General features: G+C 70.6%; 20 protein-coding genes and 2 tRNA genes. 8 read left to right on the top strand and 14 right to left on the bottom strand.

Annotated elements, in window-relative coordinates:
• Positions 1-45: 45 nt before the first annotated feature.
• From ACX114_RS22490 to ACX114_RS22475, 4 genes are all read right to left on the bottom strand, one after another.
• Positions 46-1,077, bottom strand: coding sequence for a M23 family metallopeptidase (locus ACX114_RS22490; RefSeq protein WP_459287651.1), 1,032 nt, complete (start codon positions 1,075-1,077; stop codon positions 46-48).
• A gap of 75 nt (positions 1,078-1,152) precedes the next feature.
• The gene (locus ACX114_RS22485; protein WP_459287649.1) at positions 1,153-2,577 is read right to left on the bottom strand and encodes a sigma-54-dependent transcriptional regulator; all 1,425 of its coding nucleotides are present in this window, start codon (positions 2,575-2,577) and stop codon (positions 1,153-1,155) included.
• Between the two features lie 24 nt (positions 2,578-2,601).
• A complete protein-coding gene (encA, locus tag ACX114_RS22480) occupies positions 2,602-3,474 on the bottom strand; it encodes an encapsulin nanocompartment shell protein EncA (RefSeq protein WP_014397288.1) in 873 nt (290 codons plus the stop codon).
• 63 nt (positions 3,475-3,537) lie between these two features.
• A complete protein-coding gene (locus ACX114_RS22475) occupies positions 3,538-4,026 on the bottom strand; it encodes a ferritin family protein (RefSeq protein WP_459287647.1) in 489 nt (162 codons plus the stop codon).
• Between the two features lie 201 nt (positions 4,027-4,227).
• Between ACX114_RS22475 and murJ the strand changes: the two genes are divergently transcribed.
• The 4 genes from murJ (at position 4,228) to ACX114_RS22455 (ending at position 8,434) form a co-directional block, all read left to right on the top strand.
• Entirely contained in the window at positions 4,228-5,865 is a 1,638-nt protein-coding gene (gene murJ / locus ACX114_RS22470) for a murein biosynthesis integral membrane protein MurJ (protein WP_459300242.1), read from the top strand.
• Positions 5,866-6,093: 228 nt separating this feature from the next.
• Complete coding sequence (locus ACX114_RS22465) at positions 6,094-8,106, top strand: S1 RNA-binding domain-containing protein (protein ID WP_459287645.1); 2,013 nt, start codon at positions 6,094-6,096, stop codon at positions 8,104-8,106.
• A gap of 102 nt (positions 8,107-8,208) precedes the next feature.
• Positions 8,209-8,282: transfer RNA gene (locus tag ACX114_RS22460), tRNA-Met, on the top strand.
• Positions 8,283-8,360: 78 nt separating this feature from the next.
• Positions 8,361-8,434 (top strand) — tRNA-Met (locus ACX114_RS22455).
• A gap of 45 nt (positions 8,435-8,479) precedes the next feature.
• Here the strand turns inward: ACX114_RS22455 and ACX114_RS22450 are convergent.
• On the bottom strand, positions 8,480-9,421 hold the full coding sequence (locus tag ACX114_RS22450; RefSeq protein WP_459287643.1) for a LysR family transcriptional regulator: 942 nt from the start codon (positions 9,419-9,421) through the stop codon (positions 8,480-8,482).
• Positions 9,422-9,515: 94 nt separating this feature from the next.
• Between ACX114_RS22450 and ACX114_RS22445 the strand changes: the two genes are divergently transcribed.
• A complete protein-coding gene (locus ACX114_RS22445; protein WP_459287641.1) occupies positions 9,516-10,148 on the top strand; it encodes a pyridoxamine 5'-phosphate oxidase family protein in 633 nt (210 codons plus the stop codon).
• On the opposite strand, the gene ACX114_RS22440 is transcribed toward ACX114_RS22445, so the two are convergent.
• The 5 genes from ACX114_RS22440 to ACX114_RS22420 all read right to left on the bottom strand — a co-directional run bounded on the left by ACX114_RS22440 (position 10,149) and on the right by ACX114_RS22420 (position 15,771).
• Positions 10,149-11,216 (bottom strand): patatin-like phospholipase family protein, encoded by a 1,068-nt coding sequence (locus ACX114_RS22440; RefSeq protein WP_459287639.1) that lies wholly within the window; start codon positions 11,214-11,216, stop codon positions 10,149-10,151. It lies immediately after the preceding gene.
• 51 nt (positions 11,217-11,267) lie between these two features.
• On the bottom strand, positions 11,268-12,611 hold the full coding sequence (locus tag ACX114_RS22435) for a sigma-54-dependent transcriptional regulator (RefSeq protein ID WP_459287637.1): 1,344 nt from the start codon (positions 12,609-12,611) through the stop codon (positions 11,268-11,270).
• On the bottom strand, positions 12,608-14,743 hold the full coding sequence (locus ACX114_RS22430; RefSeq protein WP_459287635.1) for a PAS domain-containing sensor histidine kinase: 2,136 nt from the start codon (positions 14,741-14,743) through the stop codon (positions 12,608-12,610). The genes ACX114_RS22435 and ACX114_RS22430 overlap by 4 nt, the downstream gene beginning before the upstream one ends.
• A 229-nt stretch (positions 14,744-14,972) precedes the next feature.
• Positions 14,973-15,170, bottom strand: a complete 198-nt coding sequence (locus tag ACX114_RS22425; RefSeq protein WP_459287633.1) for a hypothetical protein — start codon at positions 15,168-15,170, stop codon at positions 14,973-14,975.
• The gene (locus ACX114_RS22420; protein WP_459287632.1) at positions 15,139-15,771 is read right to left on the bottom strand and encodes an OsmC family protein; all 633 of its coding nucleotides are present in this window, start codon (positions 15,769-15,771) and stop codon (positions 15,139-15,141) included. The genes ACX114_RS22425 and ACX114_RS22420 overlap by 32 nt, the downstream gene beginning before the upstream one ends.
• 351 nt (positions 15,772-16,122) lie before the next feature.
• Between ACX114_RS22420 and ACX114_RS22415 the strand changes: the two genes are divergently transcribed.
• The gene (locus tag ACX114_RS22415; protein WP_459287630.1) at positions 16,123-16,626 is read left to right on the top strand and encodes an SRPBCC family protein; all 504 of its coding nucleotides are present in this window, start codon (positions 16,123-16,125) and stop codon (positions 16,624-16,626) included.
• A gap of 10 nt (positions 16,627-16,636) precedes the next feature.
• Here ACX114_RS22415 and ACX114_RS22410 read toward each other — a convergent pair whose 3' ends face one another.
• From ACX114_RS22410 to ACX114_RS22400, 3 genes are all read right to left on the bottom strand, one after another.
• Positions 16,637-18,076, bottom strand: a complete 1,440-nt coding sequence (locus ACX114_RS22410) for a cytochrome-c peroxidase (RefSeq protein ID WP_459287628.1) — start codon at positions 18,074-18,076, stop codon at positions 16,637-16,639.
• A gap of 107 nt (positions 18,077-18,183) precedes the next feature.
• Positions 18,184-20,124: an Ig-like domain-containing protein gene (locus tag ACX114_RS22405; protein ID WP_459287626.1), complete on the bottom strand. Its 1,941-nt coding sequence runs from the start codon at positions 20,122-20,124 to the stop codon at positions 18,184-18,186.
• A gap of 62 nt (positions 20,125-20,186) precedes the next feature.
• Positions 20,187-21,806 (bottom strand): OmpA family protein, encoded by a 1,620-nt coding sequence (locus ACX114_RS22400; RefSeq protein ID WP_459287624.1) that lies wholly within the window; start codon positions 21,804-21,806, stop codon positions 20,187-20,189.
• A 249-nt stretch (positions 21,807-22,055) separates the two neighbouring features.
• Between ACX114_RS22400 and ACX114_RS22395 the strand changes: the two genes are divergently transcribed.
• Both ACX114_RS22395 and ACX114_RS22390 read left to right on the top strand, forming a co-directional pair.
• Positions 22,056-22,883: a PPK2 family polyphosphate kinase gene (locus ACX114_RS22395; protein WP_459287622.1), complete on the top strand. Its 828-nt coding sequence runs from the start codon at positions 22,056-22,058 to the stop codon at positions 22,881-22,883.
• A 99-nt stretch (positions 22,884-22,982) separates the two neighbouring features.
• Entirely contained in the window at positions 22,983-23,990 is a 1,008-nt protein-coding gene (locus tag ACX114_RS22390) for a fatty acid desaturase family protein (RefSeq protein ID WP_459287620.1), read from the top strand.
• Between the two features lie 60 nt (positions 23,991-24,050).
• On the opposite strand, the gene ACX114_RS22385 is transcribed toward ACX114_RS22390, so the two are convergent.
• On the bottom strand, positions 24,051-24,536 hold the full coding sequence (locus tag ACX114_RS22385) for a ferritin-like domain-containing protein (RefSeq protein ID WP_459287618.1): 486 nt from the start codon (positions 24,534-24,536) through the stop codon (positions 24,051-24,053).
• Positions 24,537-24,707 lie beyond the last annotated feature (171 nt).

Raw genomic sequence — 24,707 nt, 5'->3', positions numbered from 1 at the left:
CAGCTAGCCGTGCCGTCGGAGGAGTGTCAAGAAATGGGTGGGGCTTTACTTCCCCGCGACGGACGTTCCGAGCAGTCCGTCCAGCCGCTGGACCTCCGTATCGAAGGCGCCCTTCTGGGTGGCCACCAGGGACGCCCGGAAGGTCTTGTGCTGGTCGAAGGGGTCCAGGACCCGGTTTTCGCCCAGCATGAGCTGGTAGTGCAGGTGGGGGGCGAAGGAGTGGCCCGTGTTGCCGCTCTGGGCCAGCACCTGGCCCGTGGACACTCGCATCCCGGGCTGGATGGACTTGGGCAGCTCCGCCAGGTGCAGGAAGAGGGCGCGGCGGCCCTTGCCCCCGGACTCCACCAGCTCGATGCAGTTGCCGTTGCTGCCGAAGTTCCAGTTCTTGCGCTTGATGACGCCCGCGAAGGGCGCCCGGACCGTCGTGCCCACCGGCGCGCGGAAGTCCACGCCCTTGTGGCCACGGCCGTCGCGCAGGAGCGAGGTGATCTGCTCGTAGCTGTCGATGGGCGACTTCTCCAGCCGCAGCTCCAGCTCGTCGCCGTTGGGCAGGTAGTAGTGGGCGTTCGCCTCACCCGCGGGCGTGAAGCGGTAGGCGCGGTGCGTCTGGCCCGTCTTGCCGCTCACGAAGCGCACCGCGTACACCAGCGGCTCCTCGTTGGGGCGGCGCTGGAAGAGCACGTCCAGCGTGTCCCCCCGGAGGATTTCGCCGGGTACGCGCACCCACCACACCAGCGTGCGCGTCACCACCTGCGCCAGGGCCGGGCCCACGGTGGCGTCGGAGGCCTGGACGAGCGCCGTCTCCAGCGGGCCCTCGATGCGGATGGACACGCGCTCCAGGCCCGCGGCCTTCACGGGGTCGGTGGGCGCGGGCGGGGCCACGGGGGCCTGGGCCACGGTGCCGGCGTCCAGCGCGGACGCGGTCTGCGAGGCGACGTCCATGGGGACATCCGCCATGCGCTGTTTCCACCACCACACGCCACCCGCGGCCGCGCCGAGGATGACGGAGACGGCAACCACCGGTCCGAAGGGATTGCGCTTCGGTGGTCCACCGAGGGTGGGAAGATTCGGCCGCATTCAGGCTCCCTGAGGGTAAGAAGGTACGCGGGGGCCGAAACCGCCGGCGAAAAGGCGATATTTCGGCGCCCCAGGCTACTCGTCCGGGCCGTCTTCCTGACCGTCCGGGGTGGTGTCGCGCAGGCCAAACTCCTTCATCTTCGTCTGGAGTGACTTGCGGCTGATCTGCAGGAGGCGCGCGGCGCGCGTGACGTTGCCGCCCGTCTCCTCCAGCTTCTTGACGATGAGGTCCCGCTCCAGCTCCGCGGCCTTCATGCGCACGATGTCCTTGAGGCCCACTTCGCCCACGGGGACGTCCAGCGTGCCCAGCGAGGCGGCGACCTGTGCCCCCGCCTGCACGCCCGCTCCTCCGCGCACCGGCTCCGGCAGATCCTTCGCGGTGATGAGGGGACCGTCCGCGAAGAGCAGCACGCGCTCGATGAGGTTCTCCAGCTCGCGGATGTTGCCCGGCCACGCATACGCCTGGAGCAGCGCGAGCGCGTCGTCGGCGATGCCTTCGATCTTCTTGTTCAGCCGCCGGTTGTACTTGTCCACGAAGTGCGAGGCGAGCATCGGGATGTCGCCCCGGCGCTCGCGCAGCGCGGGCAGCACGATGGGCACCACCGCCAGCCGGTAGTACAGGTCCTTGCGGAAGCGGCCCGCTTCGATCTCCGCCTGGAGGTCGCGGTTGGTGGCGGCCACCAGGCGCACGTTCACGCGCGTCGTCTTGATGCCGCCCACGCGCTCGAACTCGCCCTCCTGGAGCGCGCGCAGGAGCTTCACCTGCATCTCGACGGGGATCTCGCCAATCTCGTCCAGGAAGAGGGTGCCCTCGTCGGCCAGCTCGAAGCGGCCGGGCTTGGACGTGACGGCGCCGGTGAAGGCGCCCTTCTCGTAGCCGAACAGCTCGCTCTCCAGCAGCGTGGCGGGGATGGCGGCGCAGTTGATCTTGATGAACGGCTTGTCGCGGCGGCTGGACGCGCCGTGCAGCGCGGTGGCGATGAGCTCCTTGCCCGTGCCGCTCTCGCCGGTGATCAGCACCGTGGAGGGCGTGTCCGCGACCTTGTCGATGATCTTGTAGACGTCTTGGATCTGCGGCGACTCGCCGATGATGGCGGACCGGGCCTTGTGGTCCGCGCGCACGGAGCGCTTGGCGCTCTCGTTCGTCTTGGCGGCCTTGGCCACGACGGAGGACAGCTCCGCCTGATCAAAGGGCTTGGTGATGTAGTCGAACGCGCCCGCCTTGATGGCCTCCACCGCGGAGTCCACGGTGCCGTGCGCGGTGATGATGATCACCGGCACGTCCGGGTTGGCGGCGCGCACGGCGGCGAGGACTTCCATGCCGCCCAGCTTGGGCATCACCAGGTCGGTGACGACGATGTCCGCGCCGTTCTTGTGGAACTCGGCCAGGCCCTGCTCGCCGTTCTCCGCCACGGTGACGTCGAACCCGTCGCGGCGCAGCAGGGCGGCCAGCACCTTGCGCAGGTTCGTCTCGTCATCGATGACCAGGACCTTGGCCATGAGTGTTTCGCGCGGGACCGCGAATTAACGGCGCGCCGGGGGAGCGGCGGGGACGGCGCCTTCCAGCGTGCAGATGGCGTCCGGGTGCTTGATGCGCAAGAGCAGCGACTCCAGCACGCGGAACGGGTGGTTCATCTTGCTGGCGCCCAGGTAGGCCGCGACCATGTCCATGGCCACCGCCAGGTCCATGTTCTCCCGGCCCGTGGACACCACCACGCCGGACTCACCGCGCAGGCGGTTGGACTGGTAGACGCCGTCGGCCGCCAGCTGGCTGATGGTCTGGATCTCCAGCACGCCCGTCTTCTCGTAGATGCGGTGCAGCTGCGAGTACAGGCGCGGCGACAGCACCACGGCGTAGGGGCCGAAGTGGCCGGCCTCGTTGAGCTTGCGCGTGGCCTCCACGATGGTCTGGAAGCCGCCGCCCGGCGCCGTCCAGTCGCCCAGCGTGGCGGTGAGGCGGCCGTTGGCCGTCATCAGGCCCTCGTAGCCCAGGCGCTGGTCGCCGTAGAAGATGAGCTCGTCCTCCTGCTGCGCGCACAGCGCGGCGGCGCCGGCGGCGGCGGACACGTCCAGCGGCATGTTGTGCGTGCGCGCCGCCTCGATGTCCCGCCAGTGCAGCAGGAAGTCCTTGTAGATGATGGGGATGGTCTTGAACTTGCGGACGTCGGTGAAGACCATCGCGGTCTCCTGCTCACCGACGATGTCCACCGCGCCCGGGGACACGCCCTGGAACTCGTCGTAGGCCACCGTCTGCACGCCCGCGCCCAGCGGCCCGTAGATGTCCAGGATGCGGCGGCCCACCAGCGAACGGCGAGCCACCTGGATCACCGTCTCGTTGAGGCGCGCCCACTCCTCTTCGCGCAGCGGGTTCTCGGCATGTCCAAGGAAGTCAGGCATCGGTGTCTCCGTCACGAGCGGCGGCAGAGGAGGGGAGAGGAGAAGGCAGGAAACGAAAGGGTTCTAACGACCGCCACCGGAGCCGCCGCTTCCACCGCCGCGGCGCAGGCTGCCGATGGTGAGCGGATGGCCGTTGGCCGAAGGCGGCGGCGCGGGGACGCCATAGATGAGGCGCTGGGGCGGCAGGGACGTCAGGGGCTCGTTCGCCAGGCGGCCCACCGCGGCCGGGGCGGGAGGCGCCGCGCGCACGGGTTCGGCGGCGGGCAGGGCGGGCTCCGAGGGGACATTCCCCACGGCGGCCTGGAAGTGGCCGGGGACGAAGGGCTTGGCGAAGTGCGCGTCCTGACCCTTGTCGAGCATGCGGAGCATGTGGGTCGCCTCGGACACGTGCTCCTTCTCCTCCGCCGCCAGGTGGAGGAAGAAGGCCTTCACCTCCGGGTGGGAGGAGTCCTCGGCGAACGCCTCGTACTCGTTGATGGTCTCGAGTTCGCGCGCCAGGACGGCGCGGATTCGCGCGACGTCGGACCGCTCGGTGTCGGACTTTCCGGCCATTGGGGGCGGACCCTCGCAACCCGTGGGGAGACCGTCAAGTGAAACAGCGGTCGAAGGGTTTCCTGCTGCATGCCGAAGAACGCCGGACGTAGAGTCCGCCCCTTCGTGACCGCCCCCGCACCCGCCTCGCCTCCTCCCGCCGGCTCTCCGGCCGCCCCTCTTCCGTCCAGCCCTGAACGCAGCGCGGGAGGCCGGGGCGCGATGCTGGTGGGCATTGGCATCCTGGCGTCGCGCCTGATGGGCCTGGTGCGCGAGCGGGTCTTCGCGCACTACCTCGGCAACGCGGAGGCCGCCGCCGTCTTCAAGGCCGCGCTGCGCATCCCCAACTTCCTCCAGAACCTCTTCGGCGAAGGCGTGCTGTCGGGCTCCTTCATCCCCGTCTACGCCCAGCTTCTGGGAAAGAAGGACGCGGACGAGGCGGACCGGGTCGCGGGCGCGGTGTTCGGCCTCTTGGCCATGGCCACCGCCGTGATGGTGGCGCTGGGCATGCTGGCCACGCCGCTGTTCGTGGACCTCATCGCGCCAGGCTTCGAGGGCGGCGAGCGCGACCTGGCCGTGCGGCTGGTGCGCATCCTCTTCCCGGGCACGGGCTTCCTGGTGCTGAGCGCGTGGTGCCTGGGCATCCTCAACAGCCACCGGCGCTTCCTCCTGTCGTACCTGGCGCCCGTGGTGTGGAACGTCGTCATCATCGCCACGCTGCTGGTGGTGGGCAGCCTGCATGGCACGGCGGGGGGACGCGCCGCGGAAGAGGCCGTGACGGAGTGGCTGGCCTGGGGCGTGGTGCTGGGCAGCTTCCTCCAGTTCGCGGTGCAGGTGCCCACGGTGATGCGCCTGCTGGGCCACTTCCGCCCGGTGCTGTCGCTGGCGAGTGCCTCCGTGCGCCAGGTGCTGAAGAACTTCGGACCGGTGGTGCTGGGGCGCGGCGTGGTGCAGTTCAGCGCGTGGGTGGACACCGCCTTCGCGTCGCTCATCTCCAACCGCGCGCTGTCCTCGCTGCTCTACGCGCAGACCATCTACCTCATCCCGGTGAGCCTCTTCGGCATGGCGGTGTCCGCCGCGGAGCTGCCGGAGATGGCGCGCGCCACGGCGGAAGGGGAGGCCCAGGCGCACACGAAGCTGCGAAGCCGCATCGACGCGGGCTCGCGGCGCATCGCCTTCTGGGTGGTGCCCTCCGCTGTCGCGCTCTTCTTCCTGGGAGACCTGGTGAGCGGCGCGCTGCTCCAGACGGGCCGCTTCGGCGCCTCGGACTCGCGCTACCTCTGGTACCTGCTGATGGGCGCGGCGGTGGGCCTGGTGGCGTCCACCGTGGGCCGGCTCTACGCCTCCGCCTTCTACGCGCTGAAGGATCCGAAGACGCCCCTGCGCTTCGCCATCGTGCGCGTGGCCCTGGGGACCGTGAAGGCCTGGTTCCTGGCGCTGTGGCTGCCGGAGCGGCTGGGCCTGCCCCGGGAGCTGGGCGCGGCGTTCCTCACCTTGTCCAGCGGCATCGTCGCCTGGGTGGAGAGCACGCTCCTGCGCCGCAAGCTGCGCTCCATCGTGGGGCCCGTGGGCCTGCCTTCGGGGCTGCTGCCCCGGCTGTATGGCGCGGCGGTGGTGGGCGGGCTCGTGGCCCTGGCCGTCAAACAGGGGCTCACCGGTCTCCTGGGCCCCATGCCCGGGGTGGCGGCGGAGTGGGGCGGGACCCTGCTGGTGCCGCCCCGGCTGCACCCGGTGCTGGGCCTGATGGCGACGGCGGTGCCCTTCGGCGTCGTCTATTTCGCGGTGTCCGCCGCGCTGGGTGTTCCGGAGGCGGGCGCCGTCTTCCGGAAGGTGGGCCGGAAGCTGGGGCTCGCCCGGTAGACGCGGCGCGGCGCCCGGCGGGACGGCTGCCCTCCAGGCGATGTCTGGGAGCTCAAACGGAATGCAGGACAGGCCCCTTTCCGTTGGGATAGGAGGCCCTTTGTGAAGGGGATGGCCGCATGCGGCTTCCTCCGGACATGGCGCACGTGTAGAGTGCGCCGCCTTTTTCAATAGGCCCTGACTTCAAGGAAGTCCCGGGTCGGAAATCGTCAACGGAAGGTCTCGGCAGTGAGCGACGAGAAGAGCGGCGGAAATTCGGGCGGTCCTGGCGGTTTCGGTCCCAAGAAGCCGAAGGCCACGTTTGGCGACGTGATGCTGGGCATCCCTTCGGGGGGCCAGGGCAACGAGCGCGGCGGTGGCCGTGGCGGCCGCGATGAGAAGAGCGGGCCGGGCCGCGGTGATCGCGGTCCTCGCGACGCCCAGTCGCAGCCCCGTCCCCAGGGCGACGCGCCCCGCGGTGGCGGCGAGCGCGGCGGTGGCCGTGGCGGCGAGCGCCGGGGTGGTGGCGGAGGCGGCGGCGAGCGCCGTCCGTCCGGCCCCATGGTGGTCGTGAAGCGGGCCTCGGGCTCCATCGAGACGCGCGCCCTGGAGGGTGAGAAGCCCGCCGAGGCGACCGCGACCGCGGAGCAGACGGGCGCCGACGCGCAGGCCTCCGCGGCCTCCACGCCGGCTCCTGCCCCGCGTCCGGTGACGCCGGCCCCCGCGCCGTCCAGCCCGCTGTACGACGAGGTCCCGGAGACCGAGTCCTTCGCGGACATGTTCGAGGCGCAGGTCAAGGACGGTGGCGCTCCCGGCCGCCGTGGCGTGCGCGTGGGCGAGAAGGTCGCCGGCACCATCTTCCAGCTGGGCGCGGACACCGCGTTCGTGTCGCTGGACGGCTCCGCGAAGTCGGAGGCGATGATCGAGCTGCGCGAGCTCAAGGACGACGAGGGCATCCTGCGCTTCGGCGTGGGTGACCGCCTGGAGGCGCACGTCGTGGAGATGGGCGCCAAGGGCATCATGCTCAGCCGCGCCCTGGCCAAGGGCAACGCGTCCTTCGCCATGCTCGCGGAGGCCCGCGCCTCCGGCATGCCGGTGGAGGGCCTGGTCCTCAGCGTGAACAAGGGTGGCGTGGAAGTCGCCATCGGCGAGACGCGCGCCTTCTGCCCCATCAGCCAGCTGGACATCCGCTTCGTGGAGAAGCCGGATCAGTTCATCGGCGAGAAGCTCCAGTTCCGCGTGACGGAAGTGCGCGACCGCAACGTCGTGCTGTCGCGCCGTTCGCTGCTGGAGGACGAGCAGCGCCGGCTGGCGACGGAGACGCGCAAGAACCTGGCCGTGGGCAAGACGGTCAAGGGCAAGGTCTCCGGCGTGCGCGACTTCGGCGTGTTCGTCGACCTGGGCGGCGTGGAGGGCATGATCCCCGTCTCCGAGCTCTCCTACACGCGCGTCGCTCACCCCAGCGACGTGGTGAAGCAGGGCGACGAGGTGGAGGTGGAGATCCTCCGCATGGAGGAGGGCCAGCCCAACTCCCCGGACAAGTCCAAGCAGAAGGAGCGCATCACCCTGTCGCTGCGTTCGCGTCAGGAGGATCCGTTCAAGAAGGCGCTGGAGGAGATCAAGGAGGGCGACCGGATGCAGGGCAAGGTCGTCCGGCTCCAGCCCTTCGGCGCGTTCGTGGAGCTGCGCCCGGGCGTGGATGGCCTGGTGCACATCTCCGCGCTGAGCGACCGGCGCATCGCGCACCCGCGCGACGCGGTGAAGGAAGGCGAGGTCATCTGGGTCTCCGTCGAGAAGATCGACCCCAATGACAAGCGCATCGGCCTGCGCCGCATCTCCGAGGAGGAGGCCCAGCGTCCTCCCGAGGAGCGTCCCGCGAAGGAGGCCCAGGCCCCGTCCGCTCCCAAGGAGCCCGCGGCGCCCCGTCCCAAGGTGGGCGCGGTCGTCGTTGGCAAGGTGGACCGGCTGGAGCCCTACGGCGTGTTCCTCGCGTTCCCGGGCGGCAAGGGGCTCATCCCGGCCAGCGAGACGGGCACGGATCGCGGCACGGACATGCGCAAGCACTTCTCCATCGGCCAGGAGCTGAAGGTGGCGATCATCGACATCGACGCCTCCGGGAAGATCCGCCTGTCCATCCCCGCGGCCATCCGCGCGGAGGAGCGCGCCGAGGTCGAGGCGTGGCAGAAGACGCAGCAGCCGCAGGGCGCCGGCAAGAAGGGCTTCGGCACCTTCGCGGATCTGCTCAGCAAGTTGGGCAAGTAGTGACGTCACGCCATCTCGGCGCTCATCGCGACAATGCGAGCGGGCGCCGAGATAGGTGTTGACGGTAGCGAGGGGCTTCGGTACTTACCCTCTCGTTCTCGCCGCGGGGTGGAGCAGCCTGGTAGCTCGTCGGGCTCATAACCCGAAGGTCGCAGGTTCAAATCCTGCCCCCGCAACTTGATAAGCCCGGGGTCGAAATGAAAGTTTCGACCCCGGGTGTTCAAAGCGAGAGTCGCAGTACCGCGTCACGGTGACGCGGGGTGGAGCAGCCTGGTAGCTCGTCGGGCTCATAACCCGAAGGTCGCAGGTTCAAATCCTGCCCCCGCAACTTGAGAGAGGGCCCCGGTGGAAACGCCGGGGCCCTTTCGCTTTTTCAGCGTCTGGTTTTGCCACCCGTGGGCCTGGGCGGGCGCCACGCCTCGACGGGCAGGAGCGGGTGCTCCTCGAAGTGGCTGCGCGCCGTGCGGACGAACGCGCCCACGTTGGCGGAGGCGCTGCGGCGGCCGGGGTAGATGACGCTCACCGGGACCGGTGGTGGCGCGAACGTCCCAAGCAGCAGGATCAGCCTCCCCGCGAGCACGGCGTCCGCTGCCTGGTACGAAAGCGTGCGCGCGATGCCGGCGCCTTGCTCCGCCGCCGCGATGACCGCGTCCGCGCTGTTGAGGATGAGGCGGGGCTGGATGCGCACCGGCTGCTCCCGTTCGCCGAAGCGCCACTCGTTCGCCGAGTCGAGGTTCTCGAAGGCGATGAGCTCATGGCGGTTCAGCTCGGCGGGCGAGCGGGGCGTTCCGCGTTGCTTCACGTACTGGGGGCTGGCCACCAGCACGCGGCGGACGGTGCCGACCTTGAGGGCAATGAGGCTGCTGTCCTTCAGCTCCCCCAGGCGGACGGCCGCGTCGATGCCTTCGTCCACCAGGTGCTGGGTCCTGTCCGACAGGTGCATGCGGACCGATAGGGCCGGATGCGCCGCGAGCAGCTTCTGGACCACGGGCAGGACGTGCAGCCGTCCGAAGACGATGGGGGCGGAGAGGTGGAGCTCGCCTCGCGGCTCGGCGTTCTCTCCGCGGACGCGGCGGTCGGCCTCGTCCAGGTCCTCCAGCAGCCGCTGGCAGCTCTCCAGGTAGATCTGTCCCCGTTCGGTGAGGCGCACGGAGCGCGTGGTGCGCGTGAGGAGCGCGAGCCCGAGCCGCTCCTCCAATTGGGCGACGGCCCGCGTCGCCACGGAGGGCGAGATGCGGAGGTGGCGGGACGCGCCCGTGAAGCTTCCCTGCCTGGCGACGGCGACGAACGTCCGGAGCGTGAAGAGCTGGTCCATGATTCTTGCGGAGTCGGCAATAGAGTCTTGTCTGACCGGCTGATTATTTCAGCACATCCCCATGGATATACGTGGTGCATCAAGGGAGAAAGCCATGGGTCGATTCGCCAGCCTCGCCTTCACGCCCGCGGTGAAGGCGCTCCAGGAGCGGAACGGGAGCCGCGCGGCCTACGCGCGGATGGAGAGGAAAGGGGACACGCCGGACACGCTCACGCCCGACGAGGCGGAGTTCCTGTCCCAGCGTGACAGCTTCTACATGGCCAGCCTTGGCGCGAACGGCTGGCCCTACATCCAGCACCGGGGCGGCCCGCCGGGCTTCGTCCGGGTGCTGGACCCGCACACGATTGGCTTCGCGGACTACCGGGGGAACAAGCAGTACATCTCCGCGGGCAACGTCAGCGAGAACGACCGGGTCGCGCTCATCTTCGTGGACTACCCGAACCGCGCGCGCCTGAAGGTCCTGGCGCACGCGTCCGTCATCACCCGCGAAACGGACGCTGCCACGCTGGAGCGTCTGGAGGTCCCCGGGTACGGCGCGAAGGTGGAGCGCGGCTTCGTGCTCCGGGTCGAGGCCTTCGACTGGAACTGTCCCCAGCACATCACGCCCCGGTTCACCGAGGCGGAGCTGGACGAGATGCTGCGTCCGGTGTCTTCCGAGCTCCAGACGCTTCGCACGGAGAACCGTGCCCTGCGCGAGGAACTGGAGCGCCTGAAGCGGCGTGCGTAATCAGCCCAGCGGCTGGACGTGCTCCGCGATGCGGCCCGAGGCAATCAGCTCCCGCAGCTCATCGGCCATGCGGTCGCCCTCGGTCAGCACCTGCTTCCAGGCGCGGATGCGGTCGTCGACTGGCATCTGCGTGAAGTCCGAGCGGTCCGGGATGCGTCCACCGGGCAGCCGCGCCAGGTGCGCGGGCGACGGCGTGATGATCAACGCACGCCGGAAGTTGAGCGGCCCCGCGCGGCGCCACTTGAGTGACTTGTCGAACCAGCCGGGCACGACGTACGGGTAGAAGTGCGGATAGAGCACCAGCCCCTCGCCCGTGCCGTAGTCGACGTCCAGGTGGTAGTCGACGACGCCGCCGTCCCGGTACGTGCCGGGCGGCGCCCCCGGGATGTCATGGACGCCCGCGAGCACCATCGGGATGGAGCCCGAGGCGATGAGCGCCGGGCGCAGGTTGTCGCGGGTGAGGGGACGGTGCACGGACGGCAGGTCCTTGAGCCCCGCGAACGGGCTCGAATCCCCAGCGGTATGGAAGATGACGCGCTCCATGTGGAGCCCGAGCGTCCGGCGGCTCACCGCGTTCGCCAGCGCGCCCAGCACGAAGCCCGCGAGCTGCACGTTGGACCGCTCCGCCGCCAGCAATCCCTTGCACCGGGTCGTCACCACGTGCAGCCGCGCCCACGGGTGCGTGAGGATCTCCTCCATGCCGTCCGGCCCCAGGAGGGAGTCCAAGATCGTCGCGCTCCTCTCACTGACCAGCGAAGGGGGAGGCTTGGGCGGATAGCGCTGCTCCAGGTACGCGTCCGCGAAGCGCCGGAGCGCGGCCACCGGGTCCTTCTGCGCCAGGCACGCGAGCCGCCAGCTCCCGATGGAGCTGCCAATGAGATGCAGCGGCCGGGTGCGAGGCTGCTGGAGGAACTCGCCGAACAGGACGCGGTCGATTCCCTCCAGCCCCAGCCACTTCGGGCCACCGGAAGCGCCCGGAAGGATGTCCACGTCCTCCGCACGCAGTCCGCGCTCCCGGAGGATGCGCAGGGCGTCGGGGCCCGCAAGCAGGGTCAGGCTCTGGCTCATCGTGGGCGCGGACCCTAGGGCGTATGGGCAAGGAGGTCGAGTGGGCCGCCGTCAGCCCCCCTTGTGCTGCCAACCCTTGATCTTCGCGTAGAGCGAGCTGCGGGAGATGCCCAGCTTCGTCGCCGCGCGCTCCACGTGGCCGCCCTCGCGGGCCAGCACGCGCTCGATGTGGCGGTGCTCCAGCTCCTCCAGCGTAAGGTCCTCGCCCAGCGGCTCCTCCGCGGGCAGCAGGGACTCGAAGCGCAGGGCGCTGCGGGACAGGCGCGACGTGCCGGACAGGAGCACCGCGCGCTCCAGCACGTTGCGCAGCTCGCGGATGTTGCCCGGCCAGCTGTAGGCCATCAGGGCCCGCTCCGCGTCGGGCTCCAGCTCCACCTGGCCGCGGCCCCGGTGCGCGCCCATCTCCGCCAGGAAGTGGCTCGCGAGCACCGGCACGTCCTCCGCGCGCTCGCGCAGGGGCGGCACGTGGAGGATGAGCGTGCTGATGCGGAAGTACAGGTCGCTTCGGAAGCGCTTCTCCCGCGCTGCCAGTTGCAGGTCCTGGTGCGTGGCGGCCACGAGCCTCACGTCCACGCGCCGGTCCTTCACGTCACCCAGGCGCCGGAAGCGCTTCTCCTCCAGCACCTTGAGCAGCTTGGGCTGGACGGCCACGTCCATGTCGCCAATCTCATCCAGGAACAGCGTGCCCCGGTCCGCCACCTCCAGCAGGCCCTGCTTCGCGGCCACCGCGCTGGTGAAGGCGCCCTTCTCGTGGCCGAACAGCTCCGAGTCCAGCAGGTCCTTGGACAGCGCCGCGCAGTTCAGGTCCACGAAGGGGGCCTCCTTGCGCGGTCCACCCTCATGCAGCCAGCGCGCGAGCACGCTCTTTCCGCTGCCCGTCTCGCCCGTGACGAGCACAGGGCTGTCGCTGTCGCGCACGCGCTCCGCCTGGTCGCGCAGCGCGCGGATGGCGGGGCTGTTCCCCAGGAATGGATCCACCTGCGTGCGCACCGCGCGCGAGCGGTCCGCCAGCAGCCGCTGCCGCTCGCGCCGCTGGGCCACGAGCCGCTCCAGCACCACCTTGAGCACCGCCAGCTCCAGCGGCTTGGTGAGGAACTGCTCGGCGCCTTCCTTCACGGCCTGCACCGCCAGTTCGATGGAGCCGTGCCCGGTGAGCACCACCAGGGGCACCGCCGCGTCCAGCTCCTTGAGCCGGGGCAACAGCTCCAGCGCCGTGCCGTCCGGGAGGCGGTAGTCGATGACGGCCACGTCGGGCCGGTGCGTGCGGAAGCCCTCCTGGGCCTCGGCCACGCTGGTGGCTTCGTCCACGTCGAAGCCGTGCTGGGTGAGGTAGCCCTTCATACCCAGACGGACGCCGGGCTCGTCGTCCACGAGCAGGATGCGGGTGCGAGTCATGACACCTGTGACTGCGGAGTTGGGCCGGTGTGAACGGCGGAAGACAGGGCGGGCAGCAGGATGGTCACCTCCGCGCCTCCCTGGGGGTGGTTGGACAGGCGAATGCGCCCCTGATGCTCCTCCAGGATGCGCTGGACGATGGACAGCCCCAAGCCGGTCCCGCCTCGACGCTTGCTGAAGAAAGGCTCGAAGACGTGGGGCAGGTCCTCGCTCTTGAAGCCGGGACCGCCGTCGTGGACGGTGCAGCGCACCCACGGGCGCCCCGCCTCCTCCACGGCCTCCGCCGTCACGTGAACGGTAGTGCCCTGGGGGGAGTGCTGCACGGCGTTCTCCACCACGTTGCGGAAGACATGGAACAGGCGGCGCGCGTCCATGCGCACCGGGGGCAGCGCGTCGGACACCTCGCGCTCGAGCTTCACGGCCGCCTTGTCGCTCGTGAGCATGCAGGCGGACAGGGCCTCGGAAACCACCGCGCCCACCGCGCCATCCGTCCACTCGCCCCGGGTGGGACGGCCGTACTCGAACAGCTCCTGCGTGAGGTGGGTGAGGCGGCGCACCTCTCCGCGCAACACGTCCAGGTAGGGCTTGAGCTCCGGTTGGGCGCCGTAGGTGGCCTCGATGGCGTCCACGACAGCGGAGATGGAGAAGAGGGGATTGCGCACCTCGTGGGCCACGCCCGCGACGATGGCGCCCATGGCGGCCATCGTTTCACTGCGGCGCACGTGGGCCTGCAGCTCCAGCAGTCGGGTGACCTCGGTGGCCACCAGGATGATGCGGGGATCCTCGCTGGCCTTCTCGTCCACCCAGGCGGCCGACACCTCCCAGGTGCGGTGGGACTCCGCGTCGTGCACCTGGCGGCTGGTGCTGCCGTGCGTCGCGCGCAGCTCCTCCACCAGCGGTCCCGCGCTGGACCAGGGCGGCGCCCCGGCGGTCACGGCGAGCGGCTGGCCGGAGGGGTCCGCCTCCCGGAAGAGCACGCGGGCCGCTTCATTGAGCCGGTGGATGATGCCCTCCGCGCTCAGCACCAGCAGCGGCGACGACACCGCGTCGAAGGTGCGGCGCCACTCCGTCGCGGAGCGGCGGAAGCTATCGTTCAAGCGCTGGCGCAGGTCGTCCGCGAGGCGCCGGTCGGTGACGTCCGTGACGACGCAGCCCAGGTGCACGCCGCCCCGGTCATCCAGGCCGGAGGCCGCGGCGCGGCTGCGCACCCAGCGCACGCGCCCGTCCGCGCAGATGATGCGGTGCTCGATCTCCACCTCCGTGCTCGGGGCCAGCGCCAGCGACTCGATGCACTCGCGGTAGCGCGTCCGGTCCTCCGGGTGGATCATCTCCGCCCACAGCGGCGAGGGCGTTCCCTCCGGGCCTCCGCCGGTGGTGAAGGCGCTGGCCGGATAGCCGGTGGTGCGCTCCACGACGGGTGTGCAGTAGAAGTCACGCAACACGCCGTCCCGCAGCTTGCCACCCCACAGGTAGTCCGGCAGCGACCGGGTGAGCACGTCCAGGCGCCCCTCGTGCTCCTGGAGGGACGCCTCCGCGCGCATCCGCTCGGTGACCTCCGACAGGGACGCGATGACCCCCAGCACCGCGCCGCCCGAGCCGCGCACGCGCGAGTAGCTCCCGAACCAGAAGCGCGTCTCGCCGGGCGCGGCGGGCGTCTCCACCTGGAGGCTGAGGTCCTGCAGGGGCGTGTCCGACTCCAGCGCGCGGGCGAGCCGGGGCGCGAGCGCCGTGCCCAGCGCCGGCAGCACCTCCGCGACGTGGCGGCCCAGGTGCGCCTCCACCGGCAGGCCGTTCATCGCGGCGAGCGCGGCATTGACGTGCACGTAGCGCAGGTCGCGGTCGTAGAACGCGAAGCCCACCGGCGTGATGTCCATCACCGCGTCGCGCAGCGCCCGCGCGTCATCCGCCTGGTGGAGCAGCCGGGCGCACTCGCGATCGCTCCGGGCCCTCGCGCGAAGCGCGGCCACCGCGCCCACCGCCGCCAGCACGAACGCGCTCGCCACCACCAGGGTAATGCGGACGCCCGCTGACTGGCTTTCACTCCAGACCACGACCAGCCCCATCAGCACCGCGCACGCGGCGGCGACTGCGAGGATCCGGACCAGGTGCTGGGACGAGAAGGGCGTGAGCATGGCGCGCGACGAGCGCACCTCAGTCTACGGTTTCCTGCATCCTCCATGCATCGTCCACGTCGCCGCCTGGAGCCGTCCAACGCAGACATTGGACGAACGTCCAGGAACAGGTGCAAGCCATTCTCTTCGGGTGAACGGGCGTGGACTCCAGGTGGGTCTGGGGCGTGGAGCTCCGCGAGGCGGGCAGGCGCCCTCCCGCCTCGCGGTACCGGCCGCTGCGCGCGGGCGCTCACGCGATGATCGTCGGCGGCCCCGGATGGTTGGGGTCGTGCGCCGGTGGGTCCTGGATGCCCGGCTCCACCTCCGGATCCTGCTGGGGCGGAGGCGGCTCCCGGCGCTTGGGCTCGCCCGGCGGTGGATCCTTCTCCGGCATGGGCGGCCGGGGCGGTTCAATCTCAGGCGTGGGCTTCGGTTCCGGCTCCTTCACCGGCTTCGTGGGCGGATTCGTCTGTGGATTCGTCGGCATGTGCTTCCACACTGCGCATGCCGCTCCCCCAGGGAACCGCCGGGTCCACCTCTTGAGGCGCGGCTGCGTGGTTTTCGACAGCCCCGGTGGCGTCCTCACGACGGGCGTGGGCCCAGACCTCCACCACCGGCTCGATGCGCGGGGTGAGCTGGAGCATGGAGCTGGGGAAGCAGCGCGCCGGCAGCCGCGCGAAGACCTGGCGCGCGTCCTCCGCCTCCCTCGGACTGGCCACGGCGACGTGCGGCCGGACGATGAGGTCGGTGAAGTGGGCGGCCTCTTCAGGGCCCCCGCTCACCAGCCGGGCCGTGGCGGAGCTCTGGTAGAAGAGCACGTCCACGCCCGCCTCCCGGGCCCCGTCCAGGAACGCATGCAGCGTGCGTCCCTCCACCGCGCCCACCAGCAGCGCCTCCGGGTCCCACCGTCCATCCTCGGGCCCGCCCTGCTGGCCGCACAGCGGGCGGCCAATCGGAACGGGGGGCGCACGGTCGCTCGTCAGCACCGCACCCCGGTCGCCCTGCCAGTAGAGACGCGTTTCGTACTCGGTGATGGAAGCGGAGGTCATCGGGCATCTCCTCGGCAAGGGGCATGCGCCATGCGCCTTCAACAGCCATGCCGGGACAATGCTTCACATCCCGCCAGCCCATGCCCTGGAGGGCGAGTCCCCCCAGGTGGGCCGGTGATCGCGGGGCCACACGCAGACTGACCCGGGATGCGGAGCGCTTACAACAGCCCTTTTGGACGATTCCGACTCCGCTGCCCTTGCTCCACATCACGCGCCTCAATGCCTGACATGGGGGGCGGCATGGATGCGATGCGATGCGGTGGGGGACCCGGTCCGTTGACTGTATGGCTTTACGAGGGCTTCCAGGGCTGATGGCCGCCCTCGGGATGGAACCCCTTCTTGAACATGTCCATGCACGAACGACGTGAGGCACTGATGGCCGAGGCCTATGCGAGTCAGCTCATCCAGGCACCCGCGGACGTGGTCTGGGACCGCGTGGGAGGCTTTGACAGCCTTCCGCGCTGGCACCCGGGCGTCGTCTCCAGCGAGCGGGTGACGCGCCCCGACTCCGGCCCCCTGCGCCGGCTCACCACCCGGGACGGCGAGGTGTACCTGGAGGCGCGGTTGGCCTACGACACGCATGCGCGCAGCTATGCGTACGAGATGGTGGAGGGCCCGCTGCCCGTGCGCGACTTCGTGGCGAAGCTGCGGGTGACGCCGGTGACGGCGACCGGGCAGACCTTCGTGGAGTGGCACGCGACCTTCCGGCTGGCGCCCGGCCACGAGGGCGAGGCGGCGGCGCTGTCCCAGTGGATCCGCGAGGAGTTCTTCGCGCGGGGCCTGCGGGGACTGGCGCACACCTTCCTGCCACCTCCGCCCCGGGTGTCGGCCCCGGAGCTGGAGTGGCGGCGTTGAACGCCCGCGCTCACAGCCGCTGGAGGAAGCGCAGCAGATCCTTCTTCTGCGCGGGGCTGAGGGACTCCGGCGGCCCGCCCGGGAACTCGGGCGGGTGCACCGGCAGCGCGCCGACGGACGGGATGCCCGGGAGGATGAAGCGGCTGTAGGTGTCCACCGTCTCCGCGAGCGTGGCGTGGCTGTTGTCGTGGAAGTACGGCGCGGTGCGGGCAATGCCTCGCAGGGACGGCACGTCGAAGGCCTCGAACTCCGCGGGGTCGCCGCTGATCAGCGCGCGTCCGGGGTCGGTGGAGTACCACTGCGCCGCGAGCGCCGGGCCCACGATGGGCGCGCCGTTCTCATCCAGCGCGGGGTTGATGTCATCCGGGTCGCCGCTCGCGGTGACGGGGATGGGAGGCAGGTCCGTGACGGCGTGCTGGCGCGTGCCGTCCGTGTAGAAGCGGAAGCGATACTGTGGGAAGTCGACGGACGTGTTGAAGAGGGGCACGACACCGCGCTGGCCCAGGTAGGTCATGTATGCGTAGCCGGCGTTGAGGAACTCGCTGTGGGGGCGGGGCACGCGCACGGGTTCGGGCGTGCCTCCGGGCGTGATGGTGTATTGGATGTTGCCGTCGGGCTTGAGCGCGTAGAAGAGCGCGTCGTGCGTGGCGCGGTTCACGATGCGGTTGCGCGTGCGGTCGCCGTGGCACGCCTCGCAGGCCAGGTTGTAGACGTCGCGTCCGCGCCGCTCGGAGGCGTCGAGCAGGAGCAGGGCGTCTGGATCCGGGATGGCGCTCAGCGGCCAGCCGCGCTCCAGCAACTCCGACACGAAGCGGGCGCGCGGGGAGCTGAACACGCTGCGCTCGAACGCGGCGATGCGCTGGAGCACCGCGGGCGCCACCGTACCGCCCTCGCTGTGGCTGGTGACGGCGCTCTGGGCCTGGGTGACGAGGTCGGTCTCGCGGCCGTCGAACTGGAAGGGGCCGGAGAAGCCGGTGTCGGCGATGCTCGGCACGGCGCGCCAGACGGACACCTTGCGGTCCGGGGCGGTGATGACGTTCCCCTGCACGTCGATGACGTCCATGTTTGCGGGGAGGGGGAGCACCACGCGCACCAGGCCCTTCTTCAGGTGCTCGTAGGTGGGCACGGGGGCGGTGGGGTCATCCGCGTCGATGCGGTTGAACAGCGGATCCGCGGGGTTGCGCGCCCAGAGGGACTCCACGTGCTCGGGCGTGAGCGCGGTGTTGTCCGCGAAGACGTGGCACGTCGCGCAGGAGCGCCCGTTGGTGCCGGGCAGGGCCTCCTGGAAGTGCTTCCTGCCGGCGGCCGCCTGCGCCACGGACGCCAGCTCCGCCTGGGACGTCGCGGGCTCGGCGGTGGCCTCCACGGAGGCCGCGGTGTCGGTGCAGCCCGCGAGCCCGGCGAGCGCGAAGGCGCCCAGGGTGCTCGCGATGAATCGATGCCCTGCCATGTGTTCCCCTCCCGGTTGCTGCGATGGGAGGGGAACACCGCGCCCCCCGCTTCGTGTCACCGCGATGGACCGCTTCGTGTGCGGTATGGCTTTGCGAAGGGGGACGCTCAGGACTTGCGGCGGCGGGCGCGCGCCATCAGGCCCGCGAGCAGCGCGCCGACCCACATGGCCGGCGCAGGGGACGTGGCGCCGCAGCCCAGGCCTCCGCCGAGCAGCTCGCCAATCAGTCCGGAGTCGTCCGGAGTCTGGCCACCGCCGGTGCCCGGGTCCGGGTCCGTGGTGCCGCCCGCATCCGTGCCGGTGCCCGTGCCGCCATCCGTGCCGGTGCCACCGTCGGCCAGCGTCATCTCCCACGTGTAGCTCACCGCGACGCCGATGTTGCCGGCCGCGTCCACCGCGCGGACCTGGATCGTGTGCGTCCCGGGCAGCAGGTTCTCCAACGTGATGTTCGCCAGGCAGGCCTGGAACTCCCTCCCGTCCACGCTGCACTGGAACGTGGCCAGCACCTCATTCGATTCGAAGCCGAACGAGGCCACCGTCCCGGCAAGCACCTGCGGCGGTGACGTCACCAGCGAGACCCGCGGCGCCACCGTGTCCACCGTCCAGGTGTGCACGGCCGGCGTCAGGTCCGGCAGGCCGTTGGGCGCGACGGCGAACACGCTGAACACGTGCACGCCATCACCCAGGCCCTGGTACGCCGCCGGGTGGGTGCAGGACGTCAGCAGCAGCGAGTCCAGGTTGCACTGGAACGTGGCGCCGGTGTTCTCCGACGTGAAGCCGAAGGCGGCGCTGGTGCTGGCGCTGAACAGCGGCGGGCCCGACACGATGCGCGTGTCCGCCCCCGTGCTGTCCAGCGTGAAGGACACCGTCGCGGGCAGGCTGACGTTGCCCGCCTCATCCTTCGCCGACGCCGTCACCAGGTGCACCCCGTCCACCAGCGTGCCCGGCACCGCGACCGTCCACTGGCCCGCGACATCCACCACCGCCGTGCCCACCGGGACGCCGTCGATCATCAGGTGCACCACCGACCCGGGCTCGCCCTGGCCGCTCACCTTCGAGGGCGAGATGACCACCGTCGCGCCCGGTGTCAGAGACGTCACCCGCGGAATCGCGGGCGCCACCGTGTCCACCGTCCAACTGAAGGTCGTGGGCTCCGTCTCCTGGTTGCCCGCGGCGTCCCGGGCGCGGACCGCCAGCGTGTGCGGTCCGTCCGCCAGCAGGAGCGCCAGGTACGGCGAAGCGCACGGCAGGGCCGGGCCGCTGTCCAGCGAGCAGGTGAACGTGGACGGTGTCTCCGACGACTTGAAGGCGAATGCCGAAATCAGGGCGTTGCTGTACGCCGGCGGCGTGGACGTGAAGGTCGTCTTCGGCGGTGTGAGGTCCACCGTCCACGAGTACGTGGCCGGCGTGGGGTCCGTCAGCAGCCCGAGCAGGTCCCTGGAGCGCACCTGGAAGTGGTGCTCACCCTCGGCCAGGTTCGTGTAGTCGCGCGGGGTGCCGCACGCCACGAAGGTGCCGCTGTCCAGCGCGCACTGGTACGACACCAGCAGCGCCGACGACGCGAACGTGAAGCGCGCCTGCTGCTGCGCGGTGGAGAGCGCCGGGCCGCTGAGGATGACCGTCTCCGGCCCCAGGGCCAGGATGCTGAACTGCACGCTGGCCGCGGGGCCCGTCTGGCCCGCGACGTTGGTGCTGACCGCCACCAGCGTGTGCACGCCGTTGGACAGGACCTCCAGCAGGGACGGTGTGTAGCTCCAGCGGCCATTCACATCCGCCGTCACCGTCGCGACGAGCTTCCCATCCAGGCTGAGCGTCACCTTCGCCCTGGCCTCCGCGGTGCCGCTGTAGAACGGCAGCGCGGTGGACAGGAGAAGCCCCAGCGTGGGGGTCAGGATGACGGGCGCCGCGGGGGGCACGTCGGGACGCGTCGCGGCCAACTGGCGCGGGGACACGGAGGTGGAGACAGGCGAGGCCTCGGCGGTCGCGCGGGCATTCAGGCAAAGCGCGGCCAGGGCCCCCACGAGGAGGCGATAGGAAGAGGTCGACATGGGAAGTTCCGGAGAGAGGAGGGTGAGGTGAGAGGGAAGGGTGAGAGGGATTGAACGGCGGATCAGTCGCGAGAGGCCTGGCCGGAGGTGGGCTCCGGATCGATGTGGAACTCCACGCGCCGGTTGAGCTCACGGCCGGAGGCGGTGTTGTTGGAGGCGACGGGGACGTCAGGGCCGCGGCCGACGGCCATCAGCCGAACCGTTGAGACGCCGCGCGTCTCCAGGAACTGGACGACCGCGGAGGCGCGCTGCTGGGACAGCGTCCGGTTGGTCTCCGGACGGCCGCGCGAGTCGGTGTGGCCCTCCACCAGGATGCGCTTCAGCTCCGGGTGGGCATTGATGACGCTGGCCACCTGCTCCAGCAGCTTGAACGAACGCGGCAGCACGCGCGCCTTGCCGGAGGCGAAGTAGACCTTCTCGCGGATCTCCAGCCGGTCATGGGTGATGACCACCAGCTGCTTCTGCTTCGCCGGGCAGCCCTGGTTCGTCGCGGGACCCGGCACCATCGGGCAGTTGTCCACCGCGTCCGCCACGGCGTCGCCGTCGTTGTCCGCCTCCGGGCAGCCGTCCTCGTCGAGGAAGCCGTCGCGGTCCTCGGGGTCCACCGGACAGAGGTCCTTGGCGTTGGCCACGCCGTCGCTGTCGTCATCCAGGTCCGGGCACTGATCCAGCGAATGGCTCTGGTTCGGGGCGCACACGTCCACCATCTCCACCGGAGGCGTCACCGGCTCCGGAGCGGGAGCAGGGGCGGGGGCCTCGACGAGGCGGGGACGCAACACCGGCTGGACCGCCTGGAGCGCGGAGACAGACAGGCCGGCCATCACGCGGAAGGCGGGCGTGCCCGGCGCGGTACCCAGGCCGGGGCCGCCCAGCGCGAACACCTCCATGCGGGACCCCAGCGTGTAGCGGCCGCCCGCCAGCAGCTCCAGGGGCACCGGGCTGTCCGTCAGCGGCACCGCGGAGCGCAATCCCAGCTCACCGCGCAGCTTGCGCCCCGTGGTGGCCATGGTGGCCGCCCAGGGCAGCTCCGAACCGAGCACGTTGGAGCCCACCGCCGTTCGGTCGCGAAGCCGGACGCCGGCCTCCAGTCCCAGCACCACCGGCCCCACCGTGCGTCCCGCGGACACGCGCGGCGTCACGTCCCAGCCGCCGCTGCCCTGGAGCGAATCCTTGTTGCCCAGGGGCAGGCCCACCATCAGCTCCGCCGCCAGCGACACCGGCGCGGACGCCTCATCCAGGAGCTCCAGCCGGCCCTGTAGCACCGGCGTGCCCAGGCCCCACGAAGAGGGAGACGTCATGCCGACGTTGGAGAACCCGTTCGTCCCCTGGTGGGCCATGAGGGGGAGGATGGCGCCCACCTCGAACCGCTTGTTCACCGTATAGGTGCCCGCCAACTGCACCTGCGTGCGCGACCCGACGAGCGAGTCCCTCCGCTCACCATCGCGATAGAGCGTGAGCGGCGAGCGCTCGTAATGCGCCGCCAGGGACAGGCGCAGCTCACCGGGCTCGCGCAGGCCACCCGCCGCCGTGCCGAGCGCCGCGCGCGACGTGGGGTTGAGGCTCAGCCGCTCCAGGTCGAAAGCGGGGGCGGCGGTTGAAGCGGCGCTGGCCAGCGAGGGCAGCAGCGCGAGGGCGGACAACAGACGCAGGCGGGTTGGCAGGGGGATGGGGGTTCGGTTCATCTGGCTCTCGCGATGTGTCGGGTCGGAACGGCGCGACGGGGGACGAAAGCTGGACGGGCGAAATGGGGGGCTGTGAGGAATTGATTTCTGAAGACTGACTTTGCTCGCCAGTGCGACGGGGCGCCTTGTCTGTATTCAAGAACCAGATTCTGGAAACTGGACGGAGGCCGCCCCGGTCCGCGCCGGAACGGTGTGAATCCGCCTTCGCTCCAGGCACGCTGCCGCGCACACATCAGGAGCGAAGGGACCATGGACATCATCCGCAACGACAAGCAGGGCGCGAAGGTGAAGCTGGAGCGCATTTCCACGACGCCTCCGAAGAAGGAGGACAAGGAGGCGGCCAAGGCGGAGTTCGAAGCGCTGGGCGAGGAACTGTTCGACCTTCAGGATCTGCTGTGGGGCGCGAAGATGAACTCCGTCCTCATCGTCCTGCAGGGGCGCGACACCGCCGGCAAGGACGGCACCATCAAGCACGTGGTGGGCAGCCTCAATCCTCGCGGCGTGAGCGTGACGTCCTTCGGCGTGCCCAGCACGGAGGAGCGGGAGCACGACTTCCTCTGGCGCGTGCACCTCAAGGCCCCGCGCCAGGGCGAGTTCTCCATCTTCAACCGCTCCCACTATGAGGACGTGCTCGTGGCGCGGGTGAACAACCTGGTCCCGGAGAAGCTCTGGCGGTCGCGCTACCAGCACATCCGCGACTTCGAGACCCTGCTCTCCGAGCACGGCACCATCGTCCTCAAGTTCTTCCTCCACATCAGCCAGGAGGAGCAGGAGCAGCGGCTGCTGGCGCGCGAGGAGGAGCCTCGCAAGGCGTGGAAGATCGCCGCGGGCGACTGGGAGGACCGCAAGCACTGGACGGACTACACGCGCGCGTATGAGGACGTCTTCGCCCGCACGTCCACCCAGCAGGCGCCCTGGCACCTGGTGCCGTCGGACGCCAAGTGGTACCGCAACCTGGTGGTGGCCCGCGCCGTGGCGGCAGCCCTGCGCCCCCACCGCGAAGCCTGGCAGGCCCGGCTGGATGAGGTGGGCAAGCACAAGAAGGCGGAGCTCCGCGCCTGGCGCAAGAAGCGCTGACGCACGGCCTTGCGCGTCATCCATGACGCGAAGAGCCCACGGCGCGCGTGTGGGAAGCGCTGACCCGGCCGTGACATGGGGATGGGACAACGCTTCCCCATGGAACGAACCACGTCGCCATCGAGCAAGGACCTCATTGCCCGCACGCGTCCCTTCGCGGCCCAGGACACCGCGCGCTCCCTCTGGGCGCTCGGCTCCACCTACGCCGCGCTCGTAGGCGCGGTGGTGCTGGCGGTGGCCGCGCCCTGGTGGCCCCTGCGCATCGTGGGCGGCCTCATCGAGGCGCTGGTGCTCATCCGCTGCTTCATCCTCTTCCACGACGCGATGCACGGGGCGCTCCTGCCGAAGTCCTGGTGGGCCAAAGCGCTCTTCCAGGTGCAGGGGCTGCTCACGCTCACGCCCGCGCGCATCTGGAACGACACGCACAACCATCACCACGCCAACACCGCGCGCATCGCGGCGGACTCGGCGGGCACCTTCGTCACCTGGACCACGGACCAGTGGCGCAACGCCACCGGCGCCGAGCGCCTGGGCTACGTGGTGGAGCGCCACCCGGTGACGTTGATGCTCGGGTACTTCACCGCGTTCCTCTACAGCTTGTGCCTCCAGCCGTTCGTGAAGAACCCGAAGCGCTACTGGACGTCCGGGCTCGCGCTGGCCGTGCACGTGGCCCTGTCCGCGGCCGTCTGGCACTTCTTCGGCCTGGGCGTCTATCTCAGCGCCTTCGTGGGGCCGCTCATCGCCGCGTACGCGCTGGGCACGTACCTGTTCTACGCGCAGCACAACTTCGATGACGTGGCCATCCTGCCGGAGGCGTCGTGGAACCACGCGGACGCGGCGCTGGAGGCCAGCAGCTACATGCGCTTCGGGCCGGTGATGGAGTGGTTCACGGGCAACATCGGCTACCACCACGTGCACCACCTCAACCCGCGCATCCCGTTCTACCGGCTGCCGGAGGCGATGGCGTCCATCCCGGAGCTCCAGGGGCCGCACATCACCACGCTCACGCTGAAGGACATGGTGGGGTGCCTGCGGCTGAACCTGTGGGATCCGTCGCTCAAGCGGATGGTTCGCTACCGCGACGTGCAGGTGGCGCCGGGCACCTGAGAAACCTCGGCCCGGCGGGTCCGTTCGGGACCCGCCCGAGGAACCCACCGGGCCGGGGCCTCAAGGCTTCAAGAGCGCGTGCAGGGCGTTGGCGTGGGCCTCCTCGTCGTCGAGGAGCTCCTCCAGGAGCCGCCGCGTGGTCGGGTCGCGGACCGCGAAGTAGGGGATGAGATCGCGGTACGACGCGATGGCGATGCGCTCCGCCTCCAGGTTCTCGCGCAGCAGCTCCACCAGCGTCCGTCCCTCGTCGTCCCGGGTGTCACCGCTGGTCATGAGCCCTCCAAGGTTGAAGTCCGGCCGGCCGCCCAACTGCTGGATGCGCTCGGCGAGCCTGAGCGCGTGGTCCTGCTCATCGCGGGCGTGCAGGCCGAACGCGGCCTTCATCGCGTCGTGGCAGGCACCTCCCGCCAGCAGGGCATGGCGCGTGTAGCGGCGCACGCAGACGACCTTGGTCGCCAGCGCGGCGTTGAGCAGCGTGAGACGGACCCCCAGCTCTCCCGGGTCCCCCGGCTCGGTGACGGACGGCTGCGAATGCGTGTCGGCCATGGAAATGCCCTCGGGCGGCTGCGTGTCCGGAAGCTGGGGGGCCCGGGCAGCGCCGTCCATCCCACCTGCCCCCGCGTACCGGGAGTGGCGCGCCTGTCCGTCCCGCCCCCCGACGCCTGCCTCCACGCCGGGCGCGGGCAGGGACGTCGTTCGCGAACATCCCCCACGGCC

It is taken from the genome of Corallococcus sp. M7, assembly GCF_054512695.1.
This window is presented reverse-complemented; position numbering and strand designations above follow the sequence as displayed.

Excerpts from the sequence above, each read along its gene's own strand:
- ACX114_RS22490 (WP_459287651.1), bottom strand. The coding sequence starts at position 1,077 with ATGCGGCCGAATCTTCCCACCCTCGGTGGACCACCGAAGCGCAATCCC.
- ACX114_RS22485 (WP_459287649.1), bottom strand. The coding sequence starts at position 2,577 with ATGGCCAAGGTCCTGGTCATCGATGACGAGACGAACCTGCGCAAGGTG.
- encA (WP_014397288.1), bottom strand. The coding sequence starts at position 3,474 with ATGCCTGACTTCCTTGGACATGCCGAGAACCCGCTGCGCGAAGAGGAG.
- ACX114_RS22475 (WP_459287647.1), bottom strand. The coding sequence starts at position 4,026 with ATGGCCGGAAAGTCCGACACCGAGCGGTCCGACGTCGCGCGAATCCGC.
- murJ (WP_459300242.1), top strand. The coding sequence starts at position 4,228 with ATGCTGGTGGGCATTGGCATCCTGGCGTCGCGCCTGATGGGCCTGGTG.
- ACX114_RS22450 (WP_459287643.1), bottom strand. The coding sequence starts at position 9,421 with ATGGACCAGCTCTTCACGCTCCGGACGTTCGTCGCCGTCGCCAGGCAG.
- ACX114_RS22445 (WP_459287641.1), top strand. The coding sequence starts at position 9,516 with ATGGGTCGATTCGCCAGCCTCGCCTTCACGCCCGCGGTGAAGGCGCTC.
- ACX114_RS22440 (WP_459287639.1), bottom strand. The coding sequence starts at position 11,216 with ATGAGCCAGAGCCTGACCCTGCTTGCGGGCCCCGACGCCCTGCGCATC.
- ACX114_RS22435 (WP_459287637.1), bottom strand. The coding sequence starts at position 12,611 with ATGACTCGCACCCGCATCCTGCTCGTGGACGACGAGCCCGGCGTCCGT.
- ACX114_RS22430 (WP_459287635.1), bottom strand. The coding sequence starts at position 14,743 with ATGCTCACGCCCTTCTCGTCCCAGCACCTGGTCCGGATCCTCGCAGTC.
- ACX114_RS22420 (WP_459287632.1), bottom strand. The coding sequence starts at position 15,771 with ATGACCTCCGCTTCCATCACCGAGTACGAAACGCGTCTCTACTGGCAG.
- ACX114_RS22415 (WP_459287630.1), top strand. The coding sequence starts at position 16,123 with ATGCACGAACGACGTGAGGCACTGATGGCCGAGGCCTATGCGAGTCAG.
- ACX114_RS22410 (WP_459287628.1), bottom strand. The coding sequence starts at position 18,076 with ATGGCAGGGCATCGATTCATCGCGAGCACCCTGGGCGCCTTCGCGCTC.
- ACX114_RS22405 (WP_459287626.1), bottom strand. The coding sequence starts at position 20,124 with ATGTCGACCTCTTCCTATCGCCTCCTCGTGGGGGCCCTGGCCGCGCTT.
- ACX114_RS22400 (WP_459287624.1), bottom strand. The coding sequence starts at position 21,806 with ATGAACCGAACCCCCATCCCCCTGCCAACCCGCCTGCGTCTGTTGTCC.
- ACX114_RS22395 (WP_459287622.1), top strand. The coding sequence starts at position 22,056 with ATGGACATCATCCGCAACGACAAGCAGGGCGCGAAGGTGAAGCTGGAG.
- ACX114_RS22390 (WP_459287620.1), top strand. The coding sequence starts at position 22,983 with ATGGAACGAACCACGTCGCCATCGAGCAAGGACCTCATTGCCCGCACG.
- ACX114_RS22385 (WP_459287618.1), bottom strand. The coding sequence starts at position 24,536 with ATGGCCGACACGCATTCGCAGCCGTCCGTCACCGAGCCGGGGGACCCG.